This window comes from Methylocystis sp. (assembly GCF_050251305.1).
Taxonomy (GTDB): domain Bacteria; phylum Pseudomonadota; class Alphaproteobacteria; order Rhizobiales; family Beijerinckiaceae; genus Methylocystis.
This window is the reverse complement of the sequence record NZ_JBFWNB010000008.1, coordinates 1-15,138: the sequence shown is the minus strand read 5'-3', so window position 1 is coordinate 15,138 and position 15,138 is coordinate 1. Positions and strand designations below refer to the sequence as shown.

The window sequence follows — 15,138 nt, the reverse complement described above, 5'->3', positions numbered from 1 at the left end:
CACTGGCTGGCGCAATGTGGGAGGAAATAATATGCAGTATCTGATCCCGGGACTCATGCTTGCTATCGTCGTCGGCGGCGCGATCGTCGCGATGCGGATGGGCAAGTAACCTCTGGAAATTTAGGGCGTTTTACGTCCCATACGGTCCGTTGGCGGGCAGCAGATCGGCGTGAGCGCCGGCGTTATTGCGCCAACGGACTGAGCTGATCGCGTTCAGCTCGAGCTTGGCCTGCGGCCACTCCATTCCGGAAATCGCTGTTTCGTCTACTCCGCCGCGAGCACTTGTGGCGGCGGAAAAGCGATTTCGATCAGCGTTCCCTGCCGGTGACGGCTCTCGATGCTGAAGGAGGCGTGATTCGCCTCGATCAGGGCCTTCGTCAGCGGCAATCCCAGCCCGGTGCCGCTCGCCTTGCGCAACGTGTCGACCTGCCGGAACGGCTCCAACGCCATCGCGACATCCTCGTCGGACATGCCAATGCCAGTGTCCTTGACGCGAATGACGACCGCGCCGGCGTCGTTCAGCGCGCTGGAGATGATGACCTGCCCGCCCGGCTCGTTGAACTTCACCGCATTCGAGAGAAGGTTGAGAAGAATTTGCCTGAGCGAGCGCGTGTCGGCGCGCAGCATCGGCAGATCCGGCGCAAGCGCGAGGCGCATGAGGACGCGACCCTGGTTGGCCTGCGCCTGCATGATCGACGCGCATTCGGCGATGACGGCGTTGGCGTCCACGCGCGAGAAGGAGAGCTCCATCTTCCCCGCCTCGATCTTGGAGAGATCCAAAAGATCATTGACGAGAGACAGGACGTGCTCGCCGGAGGCGTGCATGTCCTTCAGATATTCCCTGTAGCGCGGCGACCCGATCGGCCCGAAACGCTCCTCCATCATGACGTCGGCGAAACCGATGATGGCGTTGAGCGGGGTGCGGATCTCATGTGAGACGCGGGTCAGGAAATCGGATTTCGCGGCGCTGGCGCTTTCAGCCGCGCGCCGCGCCGCTTCTAGCGCGCGGTCGTCCGACACATCGTCCTCGCGCGACTCGATTGAAGCCAGAAGCATCGGCTTCCCCTCGACCTGAAGGCGCCGCAGCTTCAATTCGAGGGGCGTCCAATCCGGGGCGGCGCGGCGCACCGACAGCCGCTCGCTCGTTCCCGGCCGAGCGTCCGGCGACAGCCGAGTGAGCAATTGCGCATCGGCAGGGTTCAGCAAGGAGGCGAGACTGCGGCTTTCGAGCGCGCGCGCCTCCGCGCCGAAGAACGCCGCGAATTGCGCGCTGGCTCTCGTGATCGTCCCATCGGCCGACATGATCGCAAGCGGCGTGCGCGAGAGATCGAACGCCGCGCCGAGCAGCGCGTTTTCCGATCTCGTCCGCGCCAGCTTTTCCTCGAGCGTGCGGGCGAGCGCCAGAGCGGTTTGCTCCGGACCGGGCGCAAGCGACTCGCGGCTGCGCGGTTGCGTCGCCGGGCGCGGGCCGCTCGCCGGCTCGCGCGTCGATTCGGCGAGGGCGCCCGCTTCGGAGCCGCCAAGATCGCCTTCCGTGAGCGCGCGGGCGATTTCCTCGAAGGCCAGACGTTCGCTCGAACTCAACGCCTCCGCCGCATCCGCTTCGACATGTGCGGAGCCGGGAGCGCGGAGCCTTATCACATTGTCGCCCAGCGGCGCGTCGGAGGCTTCCTCGCCGCTTCCCCGAGGCGCAGTTTCCGCCGGCCTGGCGGCGCGCGCCCGATCGATATGCAGCACGCCATAGCCCTGATAACCGAGGAATCGCCGCTTCGCGTCGGTGATCTGCAACGCGCCGAGCGTCGTCGGCACATAGCCGGCGTTGTCTTGTAGCGGCCAGTCGACCTCGACGCCGCTCCAGGCCCGGCGCGAGGCGACGGCGCGGGCAAAAGCGGGATCGAGCGCAAGGGCGCGCGACACCTCCTGCACCGAGCGCCCCAGAATGTCCGCCGCTTGGCCCACGACGTCGGCAAGCGCGTGGGTGGCGTCGACAAAACGCCCTTCCGCGTCGGCCTTCCACAGGAAGCGCGGCGCGCGCGCGCCGTGTCGCGCGGCGAGATCGCGTCGGAGAGCCGCCGTCTCGTCGCTTTCCCCCTCCCCCGAATCGCCCGCGACGCGCCGATCTTCGGCGGCCGCATCCGCGCGGACGCCGAGCGCCGCGATAATGAAATACGCGCCGTCGTCCGCCTCGATTCTGCGGCAGAGAAAGGTGAGCGTTTGGCTCTGCCCGAAAACACGCAAGGCCAGCCGCTCAAGCCGAAGTCCGCGGCCGCGACCCAGTTCGGCGAGGCGCCGCGCGCCCGGATCGTCGCCGCGAAACAGGCGATCAGCGAGCGATTCGGCGTCGTCGCCAAAGACTGCGCGCGCCGGATCGTTCAAAAAAGCGATGCGCAGCGGATCGCCGCTCGCCGCGATCACCGGCGCGCCGGAGGCCTCAAGAGCCGAAAAAACCGGGTCTGCCGCAACGCAAGCGGCTGCGCGGGCGCCGTTTTCCAGATCCTGCTGCGAACCGTCCATTGCCTACCGCCCCGACTGACGGTCTCGCTCGCCGCGCGCTTCCAGAGGCGTCTCGTCGGCGCGACGCGACATAGCGATCAAGTTAATCGCGGGCGAATGCAACGTCTACGTTCGTCGTCGGCTTCGACGGATTTCCACCAAAACCCGGAAACCCGGCCCCTTTCTGCTGCGCCGCACAATTTTGTTGCATCGCAGCATAAAATCAGGCAATATACCTTTACTCGCCGCATCGCCATTGAGCTTGGCGCGGCGCGGGTAAAAGATAGCGCGGCGCTTGTTGATTTTTCACTGCACGGAGGTGCGCCATGGTCGAATCAATCTATCAGATCCCCACCGAGGTCCGCGATTTTGCGGAGAAAAGCGTCGAACAGGCGCGCAAGGCGTTCGAAAATTTCGCCGGAGCGGCGCAGAAGGCGCTCGACACTTCGTCGGACATGCCGTTCGGTCTGCCGGCCGCCAAGGAAGTCAGCAATAAGGCCCTGTCCTTCGCCGAGGCGAATGTCAACGCCGCCTTCGATCTTGCGCAGAAGCTCGTGCACGCCAAGGATCCGCAGGAAGTCTTCAAGCTTCAGTCGGAATTCGTGCAGGCCCAGCTGCATGCGATTCAGGAGCAAACCAAGGAGCTTGGCGCGACATTCCAGCGGCCGACCACGAAATCCTAACGGGGAGTAGCTCAATGGCCAATCCGCAGAACGGTTCCCCCAAGTCGAAGGCCCCCGAGGCCAAACGCATAACGCCGGGCGCGCCGGAAGCCGAGGCGACGCCGACGACGAGCGAATCGGTCAAGACGGAACTCGCTCCGCCCCCTGTCGAAGCGCCCAAGCCGCCGGTCGTCCAGCCGCCGGTCGTCCAGGCGCCGTCGACGGCCCTCGCCGTCGCGGTGGAAATAAAGTCGCCGGGCGCCGACGCCGGGGAATTCGACCCCGCGCTGTGGTCGCAGAAGTCGATCGACCTTTGGGCCGAAAACGCCACGGCGTTCCTCGATTTCGCCGAACGGCTCGCCAACGCGAAAACGATCGACGAGGTGACGACTCTGCAATCACGTTTCATGAGCGAGCGCCTTGACGCGCTGCTGCAGCAGTCGACCGAGCTGATGACCCTCGCGCAACGTCTGTTCAGCATGACCGTTACGCCGGTCTACGGCGCGCGCGCGGCCTGACGCGCCGTCCAGTCGCCAACCAATGAGAGCGCCGCAGCGATGGCTCGGCGCTCTTTTCGTTACAGCGTCGCGACGATCGTGGCGCGCAGCGCCGGCGTCACCTCCGGCATGACGCCGGTCCAATCGCGGAACGCCGGGCGCGCCTGATGCAGCAGCATGCCGAGCCCGTCGACAGGCAGCGCGCCATGTTTGCGCGCCGCGGCCAGGAGCGGCGTTTCCAGCGGCGCATAAACGATGTCGGCGACGAGCGCCGATTTCGGCAAGTCCGCGAGCGATAGATCGAGCGGCGCCTGGCCGACCATGCCCTGGCTCGTCGCATTGACGACAAGTCCCGCGCCGGCGAGCCCAGCCTCGCGGTCTCCCCAGCCATACGCCGAGACGCGCGCCCCGAAGTCGGCGGCGAGCGCTTCGGCCCGCCCCAAACTGCGGTTGAACACCCGAATCTCCTGCGCGCCGGCCTCGAGCAGGCCATCGACGATCGCCCGCGCGCCGCCGCCGGCGCCGATGACGACGCAGGGCGCTTGCTCCGCGCGCCAGCCGGGCGCAGCTTCATGGAGCGACGCGATGAAACCGTAGCCGTCGTAGTTGCGGCCGATCAGTTCGCCGCTCTTGCCGACGACGACGCAATTGACCGCGCCGATTCGCGCCGCGGACTCGTCCACCTGATCCAGAAACCGGAGCGCCGTCTCCTTGTGCGGAATCGTGAGATTGCAGCCCGCGAAGCCGAGCGCCGACAGTCCGCGCAGCGCCGCGTCAAGCCGGCCCGGCTCGACCGGCAGCGGCGCATAATAGCCGTTGATCGCATGTTGGCCGAACCAATGATTATGGATTTTCGGCGAGCGCGAATGCGCGATCGGCCAGCCCATGACTCCGGCGAGAACAAAACGATGGCCGTTCGTCACATTGCGTCTCCGAGTTACGCGTCGGGGGCGACGGAAAATCCGGCGCCGCAAAACTCGACGAGCGCGGCTTCATCCGCCGGCTCCTCGCGCAGCGCGTCGACTCGCGCGAACGTCGGGCCGCGCCGCGCCGCTCGGATCAGCGAGTCGAGTCCCGGACGCGGACCGGCGACGACCGCCTCGACGGCGCCGTCGCGCCGGTTGCGCGCCCAGCCGACGAGATCGAGCGCCAGCGCCTCGCGGACCAGGAAGGCGCGATAGCCGACGCCCTGCACGCGGCCTTCGATGATGAGGCGTATGATCCGGCGATCGTTCATGATGCAACCGCGATATTGTCGATGAGCCGCGTCGCGCCTAGCGTCGCCGCCGCGAGCAGGCGCATTGGCCCCTGGTCGCGCGACGCGACCGGAGCGAGCGTCTCGGCGTGGCGCGCTTCGAGATAGTCGACGTCAAAACCCGCCTTCGCAAGCGCGACTCGCGCCTCCGCCGTCGCGGCGCCGATGTCCTGGCCGTCCGCTATCCGCTGCGCCGCGTCCTTGAGCGCGCCGTGCAGAGCCGTCGCGCGCGCGCGTTCTTCGCGGGAGAGATAGACGTTGCGCGAGGACATGGCGAGGCCGTCGGCCTCGCGTAGAGTCGGCGCGCCGACAATCTCGGTCGCGATATCGAGATCGCGCGCCAGGCGCTTGATGACCAGGAGCTGCTGGTAGTCCTTTTCGCCGAACACGGCGACGTCGGCCTGCGCCTGGTTGAGCAGCTTCGTCACCACCGTCGCCACGCCTGAAAAATGCGTGGGCCGGAATCGGTCTTCGAGTTCGGCCACCGCCGGCCCTTCCAGAACGACCTTCGTGGCGAAGCCCGGCGGATAGATTTCTTCGACCGGCGGCGCGAAGACGAGATCCGCCGCGACGGCGGAAAGCTTCTCGACGTCCGCCGCAAGCGTGCGCGGATAGCGCGCAAAATCCTCGTTTGGTCCGAATTGCGCCGGATTGACGAACACCGTGACGACGACGCGGTCGGCCGCCCGCCGCGCCGCCTCGACAAGGGACAGATGGCCGGCGTGCAGCGCGCCCATCGTCGGCACGAGGCCGATGCGCTCGCCGGCGGCGCGCCGCGCGCCAACGTAGCGGCGCAGTTCGCCGATCGCGCCGACGACGGGAAGCTGTGCATTCATGGACGGCGGCCTGTGTGACGGTTGGCGGACAGACTCGACAGATAATCAATGTAATCGCTCGGCAGCGCCTGCGCGCGCGCTGCGGCGATCACCTCCTCGAAATAGCCGCGCGACGCCGCCCCGAGATCGGGCCGCGCGCCGACATAAGTGAACGCGCGGACCGAACCCGCCGGCGCGCGCAGAATGAGGTAGCTGTGCTTGGCGTAAAGGCCGCGGGCCACGTCTTCGTAGCGATCGAGCGCGGCGACGTCGCCGACCGCGACATCCCACAGCACGCCGTGAACGCTCATGCGGCGGTCCGGCGCGATGCTGACAAAGCCCGACGGCATCAGAATCGTCCTGAAGCCCGCGAGCCGCCCGCGTCCCAGGAGCCGCGACCGCGGACAGCGCGTCGCCATGGCGGTTGCGTCCATATTGGAGCCATAGGCGAAATAGAGCGGCACCCGCAAATCCCAGTCGTGAAAGCGCGGACGCGCGCGATGTCGCGTCCTGTGCGGAAGGCTTGCTCGGGGTCCTCGAACAGCCTCTCTCTATTGTTTCAACACCGCAACCTCGTCAACGACGTCGCTCTTGTCGTAGCGAACGCGGTACGCCATCTGATCGCCCGAAAAAAAGCCCTCGGTGGGCGTGCCAACCACTTCCCACAACCCTAGCGTCACCACGTCCGCAGCTCCGTGTAAAACCGCGCGTCCCGTCCTTGCGCTGGCGCTGTAGCCGTTTACGAACTTGTAGATTTCATATCTGTGGCCGTCGCGCGTTTCCGAAATCGTCGGCAAGCCAAACTCAGCCAACAACGTTTCTCGGTGCGTGCCAACTCTGAAAAGCTCAATGTTCTTTGCGTCAGGCTGTTTGGCGGCCATGTAAACGCTGCAGTTCGACAACAAAACGAAGCTCATCAGCAACACAGCGATTGTCGTAATTTGCATATGCCCCCTCCCCAGAACGGCAGTCGTTCTACACCATGATTTCTGGTCGGAAGCAATTTCATAAAATTCACATGTTAATCTCGCAGGAGGCGCAGCCCAATACATGCGACGCAGCTCCAAGGCGGCTCCTGGCGACGGGCGTTCTTCCCGAGATCGTCCAAGAACGCTCTTCGACGATCGCAATGACGCTGGCCATTGAATTCTGCGCAAGCGATGCGAAACAGGCCGACGCGGCCGTATCGCTTGACGGGGACAGCGAATGTTGGCGGCGATCGCGCGGCGCGGCTTGCAACGCGGCTTGCAAAAAGAACGAATGTTCTTCAATGATTCGAGGGTGCGGAAGGGTGGCCGAGCGGTTTAAGGCACCGGTCTTGAAAACCGGCGTGGGGGCGACTCCACCGTGGGTTCGAATCCCACCCCTTCCGCCAGAATCAATGACTTAGAAAAGAACGAAAGGCGCGCAAACGGCGCGTGTGACGGAAACCAAAGCGGTTCCCGTCGGCACAAAAGTCGGCGCAATTTATCCGAGCGTCGGTCCGCCACGCAGGCCGCTCATCGCCCACCGAAATTCGTCGCCGCACGAGACAGATCGATGTGCGTCGCCGAGCGTCGGCGCAGATGCGCTTCCGACGCGCCGGCGGCGATCGACGCAACTGGCGAGCCTTCGGGACTCTGCCTCCAAGATGCGCAAGCCCAGGCCTGAAATGCGCCAATGCGGATCGACGAATTTGGAATACACTTCGCCGACCGAACGGCGACAGGCGCCCGGAGAACGCCATTCCTGCTCGGGCGGATACGTAAACTGTGTCCCGTTACCTCGAAATGAATATCTGAAACGACGAAAGGCATTGCGATGGCCGATACGAGTTCGGAACTCGAGACGCTCTTGATGCAGCGATCGCTGAGCGATCCGCAGCTTCTGGCGGCGGCGGAGAGGGCGGCGGACTACCGCATTCTCCCGGATGCGACGGTGATCAAGATCGGGGGACAAAGCGTGATCGACCGCGGCCGCGCGGCCGTTTACCCATTGGTGGAGGAGATTGTCGCGGTCCGCAAATCACATCAGATGCTGATCGGAGTCGGCGCCGGCACGCGGGCCAGGCATCTCTACTCGATCGCAGCGGGGCTTAATCTGCCGGCCGGCGTGCTCACCCAACTCGGCGCCTCGGTCGCCGATCAGAACGCCGTGATGCTGGGACAGCTCCTCGCCAAATATGGCATCTCTGCCGTCGCCAGCGCCGGCCTCTCGGCGGTGCCGCTCTACCTCGCCGAGGTGAACGCCGTCGTCTTCAGCGGCATGCCGCCCTACAGCCTCTGGACGCGTCCCGCGCGCGACGGCGTCATTCCGCCCTATCGCACGGACGCCGGATGCTTCCTTCTCGCTGAGCAGTTCGGCTGCAAGGCGATGATCTTCGTGAAGGACGAGAAGGGCCTTTACACCGCCAATCCGAAGACGTCGAAGGACGCGAAATTCATCCCGAAGATTTCGGTCGAAGAGATGAAAGCGCAGGGGCTGCACGACTCGATCCTCGAGTTTCCGATGCTCGATCTGCTGAAAGCCGCGCGGCACATTCACGAAGTGCAGGTCGTGAACGGCCTCGTCCCTGGCAACCTGACCCGCGCGCTCGCCGGCGAGCATGTCGGCACCATCATCACCGCCAGCTGAGAGATTTCCCGCCATGACCCATACGGCCGACAGCATCAAGCACGTCGCTTCGCCGCTCGCGCGTCAGACCCTCCTCGACGGCGAACTCACCCGCCCCGTCGCGGGCGGACGCCCGATCCGGCTTCTCCCCTGGTTGCAAGTCGTGAAGATCGGCGGCCGATCCATCATGGATCGCGGCCGAGACGCGATCCTGCCGATCGTGGAGGAGATACGAAAGGTGCTGCCCGAGCATCGTCTGCTCATTCTCGCCGGCGCCGGCGTGCGGGCGCGCCATCTCTATAGCGTTGGCCTCGACCTCGGCCTCCCGGTCGGGTCGCTCGCGCCGCTTGCCGCAAGCGAGGCGGGTCAGAACGGCCATATCCTCGGGACGTTGCTGGCTCCGGAGGGCGTCTCCTATGTGGAGCACCCCACCATCGCCAGTCGGCTCGCCATCCACCTCTGCGCCGCCCGCGCCGTCGTCGGCAGCGCCTTTCCCCCCTATCACCACCATGAATTCCCCACGTCCCGCATCCCGACCCACCAGGCGGATACGGGCGCATTTCTCCTCGCTGACGCGCTCGGCGCCGCCGGCCTCACGATCGTGGAGGACGTTGACGGCGTATACACGACCGATCCGAAGGGGCCAGATGGGGAGAAGGCGCAGTTGCTCCGCGAGACGACCGCCGCCCAATTGGCGGCGCAGGAGGGTCCGCTGCCGTTCGACCGCGCGCTCCTCGAAGTGATGGGCACCGCGCGCCATCTGGAGCATATTCAAGTCGTCAACGGTCTGGTGCCGGGTCGACTGACCGCCGCGCTGCGCGGCGAGCATGTCGGGACGATCGTCCACACCAGCGCGCCCACGGTCTGACGGGCGCGCGCGCCGCCTTGCGCGGCCGCTGATATTTCTCTGACGCTACAGGCCCCGCGCCCAGGCTGGCCTCAATGGGGCCGTCTCGGGCGCGGCGATGGCCGAACGCAACTCGCGCAGCATCCTCGACTTGTCCGCGCCCAGCGTTCCCCTCAGAACCAGCCAATTCGACGCATGGTCGCTGCGGAAGATGGTCCGTTTCAACTCCAGACCGGAAACGAACAGCTCCATTTCCTGCATCAGACCGAGGACGCTGAGCGGCTCCCAGTCGGGGAAGTTTTCGCGCAGCCGCGTCTCGCCTTTCGGGAAACTCACGACCAGCGTGGCGAGATATTCGGGCTGGGCGGCGTTCATCAGCGCCGCCGAGTTCAACGCGTGCTGCCGCGACAACGCCGCGCCGCCAAGACCGTTGAGAATCATCACCGAGCGCTTGATCCCCGCCTCTTGCAGCTTTTCGAGCGCTTCTCGAGTGGTGTCGAAAGTTTCGCCCTTGTTGACTCGCGCCAATACGTCATTGTCGCCGGATTCGGCTCCGACATAGACGAGCGACAGGCCAAGGTCCGCGAGTTCACGAAGCTCATTCGCCGACTTCTTGCGCAGATTGCGCGGCAGGCAATAGCTCGACACCCGACGTACGCCGGGCAGGTTGCGGCGCATCGCTTCGAGTATGTTCGCGAGGCGGCGCGTCGACAGCGTCATGGCGTCGCCATCCGCCAGAAAGACGCGCTTGACGCCCGCTCCAAATTGTTCGCCGCAGCGCCGAATGCTTTCGAGCACCTCCTCTTCGCCGCGGGGACGGAAGCGCTTCTGCGGCGCGGTGTACATTTCGCAGAATGTGCAGCCATTCCAGGAACAGCCGTCGGTCACGGGAAGAATCAACGAATCCGCTTCGCTCGGCGGGCGGAAAACGGGTTCGACGTAGCGGATCGGCGCGTCAGTCATGGCGTGCGCGGCGCTACTTCAAGACAGCGCAGGCGACGCGCGCGCCGGCTCCGCCAATCGGCTGCGACAGGTGATCGTCCGGACTGGCGTGCACCACCACCGCCGACCCATCCGCATCAGCAAGGTTGATTTTGCCCCCGCTCAGCGACACGCCGTCGACCAGCATTTCCGTCTGCGCGGAGCCATCAGAAAATACGTAGATATTCGGCAGATCGGCCGGATGCGGCCCCTTGGGATTGAGGAATCCGTGTTCGGCGTTTCCGGGATTGATATGGCCCTTGGAGCGCATGAACTTTTCAAGGTCGGAACAATCGCCGACTTCGTGCAGATGAACGCCGTGCCAACCCGGCGCGAGCGCGCCGGGGCGCAGCATGATGCGCAGCACGACTCCATGCGGCCCCTGCGTGGCGTCGATCGAGCCGATCGCCTTGCCCTTGTTGTCGACAACGTCGGCGGTTCGCTGTTCCGCGCGCGCGACGCCCATCATCAGCGCGATTGAAGTTAAAGCGACGACAAGCTTGCGCGACATGTTTCCTCTCACGATTCCGCTGGCGGCGGCGCGTTGGTCCCAAAGAATGACGGATCGCGGCGGCCGCGCAAGCGCAGCCGGGTCCGCGATCATCAGACTGCGGGCATGACAGCACAGCTTTGGACGCGGCGACAAGAGTGGACATTCGTAATCTGACGCAGGAAAGCGAGGAGATCAGAACGTCTTTGAAAGCCATGGACGATCGCTTGCCCTTCTGACGATCGCTTGCCCTTCTCATGGCGGCCCTCTTCAACGCCAGCAACGTCGCGGTCGAATAAATTCGGCTCCCGGGAGGAACAAGTTCGGATGGCCTGAGGTTACGCTGCCGAGGCATCCCTCTTCTTCGCGGTTCCTCTGGAGTTTTTCATGGCCTCTAAGCGAAAACCCTCGTCGCCGAAATCCGCTTTGTCAGGGAAACGAAAGATGGATCAACCTGACCTTGCCGCTGCTGAGATCGAGAGGTCTTACGCGCAACCGCAAGGCGACGGGGGCGAAACGCATCAGAGCGCCAGCGCTGGCGTCGAGACGCTGACGACGCAGCAGGGCATCCCGGTGTCCGATGATCAGAATACGCTTCGCATTGGCCCGCGTGGCCCAAGCCTCCTCGAAGATTTCCACTTCCGTGAAAAAATCTTTCATTTCGACCATGAGCGCATTCCCGAGCGCGTTGTCCACGCGCGCGGCTTCGGCGTCCATGGCTACTTCGAGCTGACGAAATCGCTCAAAAACGTAACGCGCGCCGACATCTTCCAGCGCGTCGGAGAGAAAACGCCAGTCTTCGTGAGATTCTCGACTGTGGCCGGCAATAAGGGCTCGTTCGACCTCGCACGGGACGTGCGCGGCTTCGCGGTCAAATTCTATACTAAGGAAGGCAATTGGGATCTCGTCGGCAACAATATGCCGGTCTTTTTCATTCAGGACGCGATCAAGTTCCCCGATCTGATCCATTCGGTAAAGGCGGCGCCGGATCGCGGTTTTCCTCAAGCCCAGTCGGCGCATGACAATTTCTGGGATTTCGCTTCGCTGACGCCCGAAAGCTTCCACATGATCATGTGGATCATGTCCGATCGCGCCATCCCGCGCTCGTTTCGCTTTATGGAAGGCTTCGGCGTGCACACGTTTCGTCTGGTAGATGCGAAGGGAAAGTCGACATTCGTCAAATTTCACTGGAAGCCGAAGCTCGGACTGCAGTCCGTGGTGTGGAACGAAGCGGTCAAGATCAATGGCGCAGATCCCGATTTTCATCGACGCGATCTTTGGAGCGCGATCAAGGGCGGACATTTTCCCGAGTGGGAGCTCGGCGTTCAGCTGTTTGACGAAGAATTCGCCGAGGCGTTCGAATTTGACGTGCTCGACGCCACCAAGCTCATCCCCGAAGAACAGGTTCCGGTGCAGATCGTCGGCCGCATGGTTCTCGACCGGACAGTCGAAAATTTCTTTGCTGAAACCGAACAGGTCGCTTTCTGCACACAGAATATCGTGCCCGGCATCGACTTCAGCGACGATCCTTTGCTGCAAGGCCGCAACTTTTCTTATCTCGACACACAATTAAAACGGCTCGGAAGCCCGAACTTCACCCATATCCCCGTCAACGCCCCGCGCTGCCCGATGGCGCTCTTCCAGCAGGACGGGCATATGGCGATGAAAAATCCCAAGCGCCGCGCCAATTACGAGCCCAATAGCTGGGGCGCGATGGGCGGGCCACGCGAAAACCCCGAGCGCGGCTTTACGTCATTCGACGAAGAACTATCGGGGCCGAAGACCAGACTCCGCGCCGAAAGTTTCGCGGATCACTATAGCCAGGCGCGGCAATTCTACGTCAGCCAGACGCTGGTCGAGCGCAAGCACATCGGCGACGCGATCATCTTCGAACTCAGCAAATGCGAACGGCCCGACATTCGCTCGCGCGTTGTGTCGCATCTGTTAAACATTGACGCCGGGCTCGCGAGCCGCGTCGCTGACGGCCTACGGTTGGAGATGCCCGAACCGGCTAAGGCCGCGCGCCCCACGCGCCGGGATCTTCCGGAATCCGCGCCCCTCAGCATTCTGAACCATCCAAAGTCGTTCGAAGGGCGCAAGCTCGGCCTTCTCCTGACGGATGGCGCTGACGCCAAACTGGTCGAAGCTCTGATCGAGGCGGTCGAAAAGACCGGCGCGGTCTATGAAATCGTCGCGCCGAAGATCGGCGGCGTCACTCTTGACGATGGCGCTATGCAAGCGGCCGCGCAAAAGATCGATGGCGGTCCATCGGTGCTCTATGACGCGGTCGCCATCGTCGCTTCTGTGGACGGCGGAGCTGAGCTCGCCGCCGACGCCGCCGCGCGCGAGTTCGTCGCCGACGCTTTTGCGCACTGCAAATTTATCGGCTTCACCGAGGGCGCGGCGCCTTTGCTGGAAAAGGCCGGCGTCGCCGAAGCGCTGGATGAAGGTTGCATTCGACTCTCCGCGAGCAAGGACGCAACGGCGTTTCTTGCAGCCTGCGCAGAGCTGCGTCACTGGCCGAGGGAGGCCCCTGTCAATCTCGACGCTTCGCCAGCGTAGATCGATTTTTCGACTGCGCAGGCCCAGCACAAAGCGAAAGAGAGGCCGTCACGCCGTTGCGGCGGGCATGTCATGCGCATGCACGTCGCGGCCGGAATGTTTGGTGAGAATGCGCTTGGCCGCGTCCTCCAGCGCCGCGTTTCGGGTTCGCACCCAGAGCAGCAGGCCGCCATGATCCAGCTGCTCCTGGAGATATTTCGCGTGACGTTCTTCCAGGTATTCGCCGAGAACGGCGCCGATCAGGCCGCCAAATTCCGCGCCGACGACGCCGCTCACCAGAAGCATCGCGAGAGCGCCGCCCGAAGCGAGCGCCGCGCCCGCCGCCAAAGTGGCGCCCACATACACAAGGCCGCCGACGAGCGCCCCCTCCTTCTTGCTCAAGGAGTCTTTGGGCGCATAGGCGATGCGCGGGGCCGCCGCGTCGTCCTCTGCGGCCTCGACCTTTTCATATTTATGGCCGAGCTTGCCGACGATAGCCTTCTCGCCCGCGAGCAGGCTGATGTCGGCGGTGTCGAACCCCGAAGCCAGCAATTCATCGATCGCGGCTTCGAGCACATAGCCGTCTGCGAAAACCCCGACCACCTCTCGCGCCCTGCGCCCCTCCGCACTGGCCATGCCGCCCTCCCCAAGCCTTGCAAACGCCTCGATTGGTCCCGAAGCGGACCGCTGAATAGCGGCTGTTCCGCGCAGAGTGCTGCCGAAGGGCGGCCTTGGCAAGAGACCTATCGCCAGAGCTATCGCCGCTCCAGGCGAGGGCGCGGCGAGGCGGAGGCGGAGCGACCGGCCGCCCTCAAAAGACAGAGGTATTCCCAGGCCATCGTCGCGCCGGCGAGCGCAGTGATTTCCGAGACGTCGTAGGCCGGCGCGACTTCGACGACATCCATCCCGACGAAGTTCAGGCCGCCGAGCCTGCGGATGATCGACTGCGCCTGCCAGTTGGCGAGGCCGCCGATTTCCGGCGTGCCGGTCCCTGGGGCGAAGGCCGGGTCGAGCGCGTCGACGTCGAAGGTCAGATAGACCGGCGCGTCGCCGACGGTCTCGATGATCCTCGAAGCGACGGCCGCAGGCCCGATCTCATGCGCCGCCTGCGCAGCGACGATCGTGACGCCCTGCCCGACCGTCCAATCATAGACGTCGCGCTGCACGGGCGAGCGGATGCCGATCTGGATCATGCGGCGCGGCTCGACGACGCCCTCGTTGATCGCATGGTAGAACATCGAGCCATGCGCATAAGGCTGGCCGAAATTGTCGGGCCATGTGTCGACATGGGCGTCGAAATGAATCAGCGCCAGCGGTCCGCGCGTTCTTGCGCAGGCGCGCAGCAGGGGCAGCGTGATTCCATGTTCGCCGCCAAGCGTGACCAGGTGAGCATAGTTGGAGGCCTGCTCCTCAATGAGTTTCAGACTTGCGGCGATGTCGCCGAGCGCGATGGCGAAATCGCCCACGTCGGCGAGCGGCAGATCGACGGGCGACGTCCAATGGGCCGGATGTTCGCCGTCGACGAGCATGCGGCTCGCGTGACGAATGGCCGCCGGTCCGAAGCGCGCGCCGCTGCGATTGGTCGTGCCGATGTCGTAAGGGACGCCGGCGACGACAACCGCCGCGTCCGTGCGCGGCTCGACGCCGAGGAACGTCGGCCGCGCCGCGAATGTCGGCGCGCCGCTCACGGGACGCCGTCCAGCTTTGCGAAGCGGAACACCGCCGCCGCGATGGCGCAGGTCCAATCGCCGTTCGTCGCGCCTTCAGCCGCCGCGGTCAGCGACAGGCTCTCCACGATGAGCTCGCTTGTTTCGTAGACCTTCCTGCGCTCGTTCCAAGCGGCGTCGGGATCGAATTCGATCCCGCGCGGCGAGGCGAGCATCGTCGCCGCGAGGTCTTCGGCGTAATCGCCGCTTTCCCGCTCCGGCATGCCGTAGCCGGGATGTTCCGAAATATAGCCGAAGA

General features: G+C 64.5%; 16 protein-coding genes and 1 tRNA gene. 6 read left to right on the top strand and 11 right to left on the bottom strand.

The window, feature by feature from the left end; genetic code table 11:
- Positions 1–264: 264 nt before the first annotated feature.
- The gene (locus AB7F41_RS04455; protein ID WP_428382033.1) at positions 265–2,514 is read right to left on the bottom strand and encodes an ATP-binding protein; all 2,250 of its coding nucleotides are present in this window, start codon (positions 2,512–2,514) and stop codon (positions 265–267) included.
- 305 nt (positions 2,515–2,819) lie between these two features.
- Here AB7F41_RS04455 and AB7F41_RS04450 point away from each other — a divergent pair, with 305 nt between their 5' ends.
- The gene (locus tag AB7F41_RS04450; protein ID WP_428382031.1) at positions 2,820–3,176 is read left to right on the top strand and encodes a phasin; all 357 of its coding nucleotides are present in this window, start codon (positions 2,820–2,822) and stop codon (positions 3,174–3,176) included.
- 14 nt (positions 3,177–3,190) lie between these two features.
- Positions 3,191–3,673 carry a phasin family protein gene (locus AB7F41_RS04445; RefSeq protein ID WP_428382029.1) on the top strand — a complete coding sequence of 161 codons (483 nt, stop codon included), beginning with the start codon at positions 3,191–3,193 and terminating at the stop codon, positions 3,671–3,673.
- A gap of 59 nt (positions 3,674–3,732) precedes the next feature.
- On the opposite strand, the gene AB7F41_RS04440 is transcribed toward AB7F41_RS04445, so the two are convergent.
- From AB7F41_RS04440 to AB7F41_RS04420, 5 genes are all read right to left on the bottom strand, one after another.
- Positions 3,733–4,575: a shikimate dehydrogenase gene (locus tag AB7F41_RS04440; protein WP_428382027.1), complete on the bottom strand. Its 843-nt coding sequence runs from the start codon at positions 4,573–4,575 to the stop codon at positions 3,733–3,735.
- 14 nt (positions 4,576–4,589) lie between these two features.
- Complete coding sequence (locus AB7F41_RS04435) at positions 4,590–4,889, bottom strand: acylphosphatase (protein ID WP_428382025.1); 300 nt, start codon at positions 4,887–4,889, stop codon at positions 4,590–4,592.
- A complete protein-coding gene (gene panC, locus AB7F41_RS04430; RefSeq protein ID WP_428382024.1) occupies positions 4,886–5,743 on the bottom strand; it encodes a pantoate--beta-alanine ligase in 858 nt (285 codons plus the stop codon). Before panC ends, AB7F41_RS04435 begins: the two co-directional genes overlap by 4 nt.
- Positions 5,740–6,192, bottom strand: coding sequence for a gamma-glutamylcyclotransferase family protein (locus AB7F41_RS04425; RefSeq protein WP_428382022.1), 453 nt, complete (start codon positions 6,190–6,192; stop codon positions 5,740–5,742). The genes panC and AB7F41_RS04425 overlap by 4 nt, the downstream gene beginning before the upstream one ends.
- Before the next feature lie 81 nt (positions 6,193–6,273).
- A complete protein-coding gene (locus AB7F41_RS04420) occupies positions 6,274–6,669 on the bottom strand; it encodes a hypothetical protein (RefSeq protein WP_428382020.1) in 396 nt (131 codons plus the stop codon).
- 338 nt (positions 6,670–7,007) lie between these two features.
- Between AB7F41_RS04420 and AB7F41_RS04415 the strand changes: the two genes are divergently transcribed.
- The 3 genes from AB7F41_RS04415 (at position 7,008) to AB7F41_RS04405 (ending at position 9,182) form a co-directional block, all read left to right on the top strand.
- Positions 7,008–7,097, top strand: a tRNA-Ser gene (locus AB7F41_RS04415).
- 425 nt (positions 7,098–7,522) lie between these two features.
- Positions 7,523–8,335, top strand: a complete 813-nt coding sequence (locus AB7F41_RS04410; RefSeq protein ID WP_428382018.1) for a uridine kinase — start codon at positions 7,523–7,525, stop codon at positions 8,333–8,335.
- Between the two features lie 13 nt (positions 8,336–8,348).
- Positions 8,349–9,182 carry a molybdenum storage protein subunit alpha gene (locus AB7F41_RS04405; RefSeq protein ID WP_428382016.1) on the top strand — a complete coding sequence of 278 codons (834 nt, stop codon included), beginning with the start codon at positions 8,349–8,351 and terminating at the stop codon, positions 9,180–9,182.
- 45 nt (positions 9,183–9,227) lie between these two features.
- On the opposite strand, the gene AB7F41_RS04400 is transcribed toward AB7F41_RS04405, so the two are convergent.
- Both AB7F41_RS04400 and AB7F41_RS04395 read right to left on the bottom strand, forming a co-directional pair.
- Entirely contained in the window at positions 9,228–10,124 is an 897-nt protein-coding gene (locus tag AB7F41_RS04400) for a radical SAM protein (protein ID WP_428382014.1), read from the bottom strand.
- A gap of 13 nt (positions 10,125–10,137) precedes the next feature.
- Complete coding sequence (locus AB7F41_RS04395; protein WP_428382012.1) at positions 10,138–10,653, bottom strand: superoxide dismutase family protein; 516 nt, start codon at positions 10,651–10,653, stop codon at positions 10,138–10,140.
- A 423-nt stretch (positions 10,654–11,076) separates the two neighbouring features.
- Here AB7F41_RS04395 and AB7F41_RS04390 point away from each other — a divergent pair, with 423 nt between their 5' ends.
- Positions 11,077–13,194, top strand: a complete 2,118-nt coding sequence (locus AB7F41_RS04390) for a catalase (RefSeq protein ID WP_428382010.1) — start codon at positions 11,077–11,079, stop codon at positions 13,192–13,194.
- A gap of 48 nt (positions 13,195–13,242) precedes the next feature.
- Here the strand turns inward: AB7F41_RS04390 and AB7F41_RS04385 are convergent, their stop codons facing one another.
- The 3 genes from AB7F41_RS04385 to AB7F41_RS04375 all read right to left on the bottom strand — a co-directional run.
- On the bottom strand, positions 13,243–13,809 hold the full coding sequence (locus tag AB7F41_RS04385; protein ID WP_428382008.1) for a hypothetical protein: 567 nt from the start codon (positions 13,807–13,809) through the stop codon (positions 13,243–13,245).
- A 119-nt stretch (positions 13,810–13,928) separates the two neighbouring features.
- A complete protein-coding gene (gene speB / locus AB7F41_RS04380) occupies positions 13,929–14,861 on the bottom strand; it encodes an agmatinase (protein ID WP_428382006.1) in 933 nt (310 codons plus the stop codon).
- The coding region (locus tag AB7F41_RS04375; RefSeq protein ID WP_428406446.1) for a pyruvoyl-dependent arginine decarboxylase at positions 14,858–15,138 on the bottom strand (281 nt) is incomplete at its 5' end. The genes speB and AB7F41_RS04375, both read right to left, overlap by 4 nt.

What these genes read in the sequence shown, in the direction of transcription:
- AB7F41_RS04455 (WP_428382033.1), bottom strand. Translation starts at nt 2,514, where the DNA reads ATGGACGGTTCGCAGCAGGATCTGGAAAACGGCGCCCGCGCAGCCGCT.
- AB7F41_RS04450 (WP_428382031.1), top strand. Translation starts at nt 2,820, where the DNA reads ATGGTCGAATCAATCTATCAGATCCCCACCGAGGTCCGCGATTTTGCG.
- AB7F41_RS04445 (WP_428382029.1), top strand. Translation starts at nt 3,191, where the DNA reads ATGGCCAATCCGCAGAACGGTTCCCCCAAGTCGAAGGCCCCCGAGGCC.
- AB7F41_RS04435 (WP_428382025.1), bottom strand. Translation starts at nt 4,889, where the DNA reads ATGAACGATCGCCGGATCATACGCCTCATCATCGAAGGCCGCGTGCAG.
- panC (WP_428382024.1), bottom strand. Translation starts at nt 5,743, where the DNA reads ATGAATGCACAGCTTCCCGTCGTCGGCGCGATCGGCGAACTGCGCCGC.
- AB7F41_RS04420 (WP_428382020.1), bottom strand. Translation starts at nt 6,669, where the DNA reads ATGCAAATTACGACAATCGCTGTGTTGCTGATGAGCTTCGTTTTGTTG.
- AB7F41_RS04410 (WP_428382018.1), top strand. Translation starts at nt 7,523, where the DNA reads ATGGCCGATACGAGTTCGGAACTCGAGACGCTCTTGATGCAGCGATCG.
- AB7F41_RS04405 (WP_428382016.1), top strand. Translation starts at nt 8,349, where the DNA reads ATGACCCATACGGCCGACAGCATCAAGCACGTCGCTTCGCCGCTCGCG.
- AB7F41_RS04400 (WP_428382014.1), bottom strand. Translation starts at nt 10,124, where the DNA reads ATGACTGACGCGCCGATCCGCTACGTCGAACCCGTTTTCCGCCCGCCG.
- AB7F41_RS04395 (WP_428382012.1), bottom strand. Translation starts at nt 10,653, where the DNA reads ATGTCGCGCAAGCTTGTCGTCGCTTTAACTTCAATCGCGCTGATGATG.
- AB7F41_RS04390 (WP_428382010.1), top strand. Translation starts at nt 11,077, where the DNA reads ATGGATCAACCTGACCTTGCCGCTGCTGAGATCGAGAGGTCTTACGCG.
- AB7F41_RS04385 (WP_428382008.1), bottom strand. Translation starts at nt 13,809, where the DNA reads ATGGCCAGTGCGGAGGGGCGCAGGGCGCGAGAGGTGGTCGGGGTTTTC.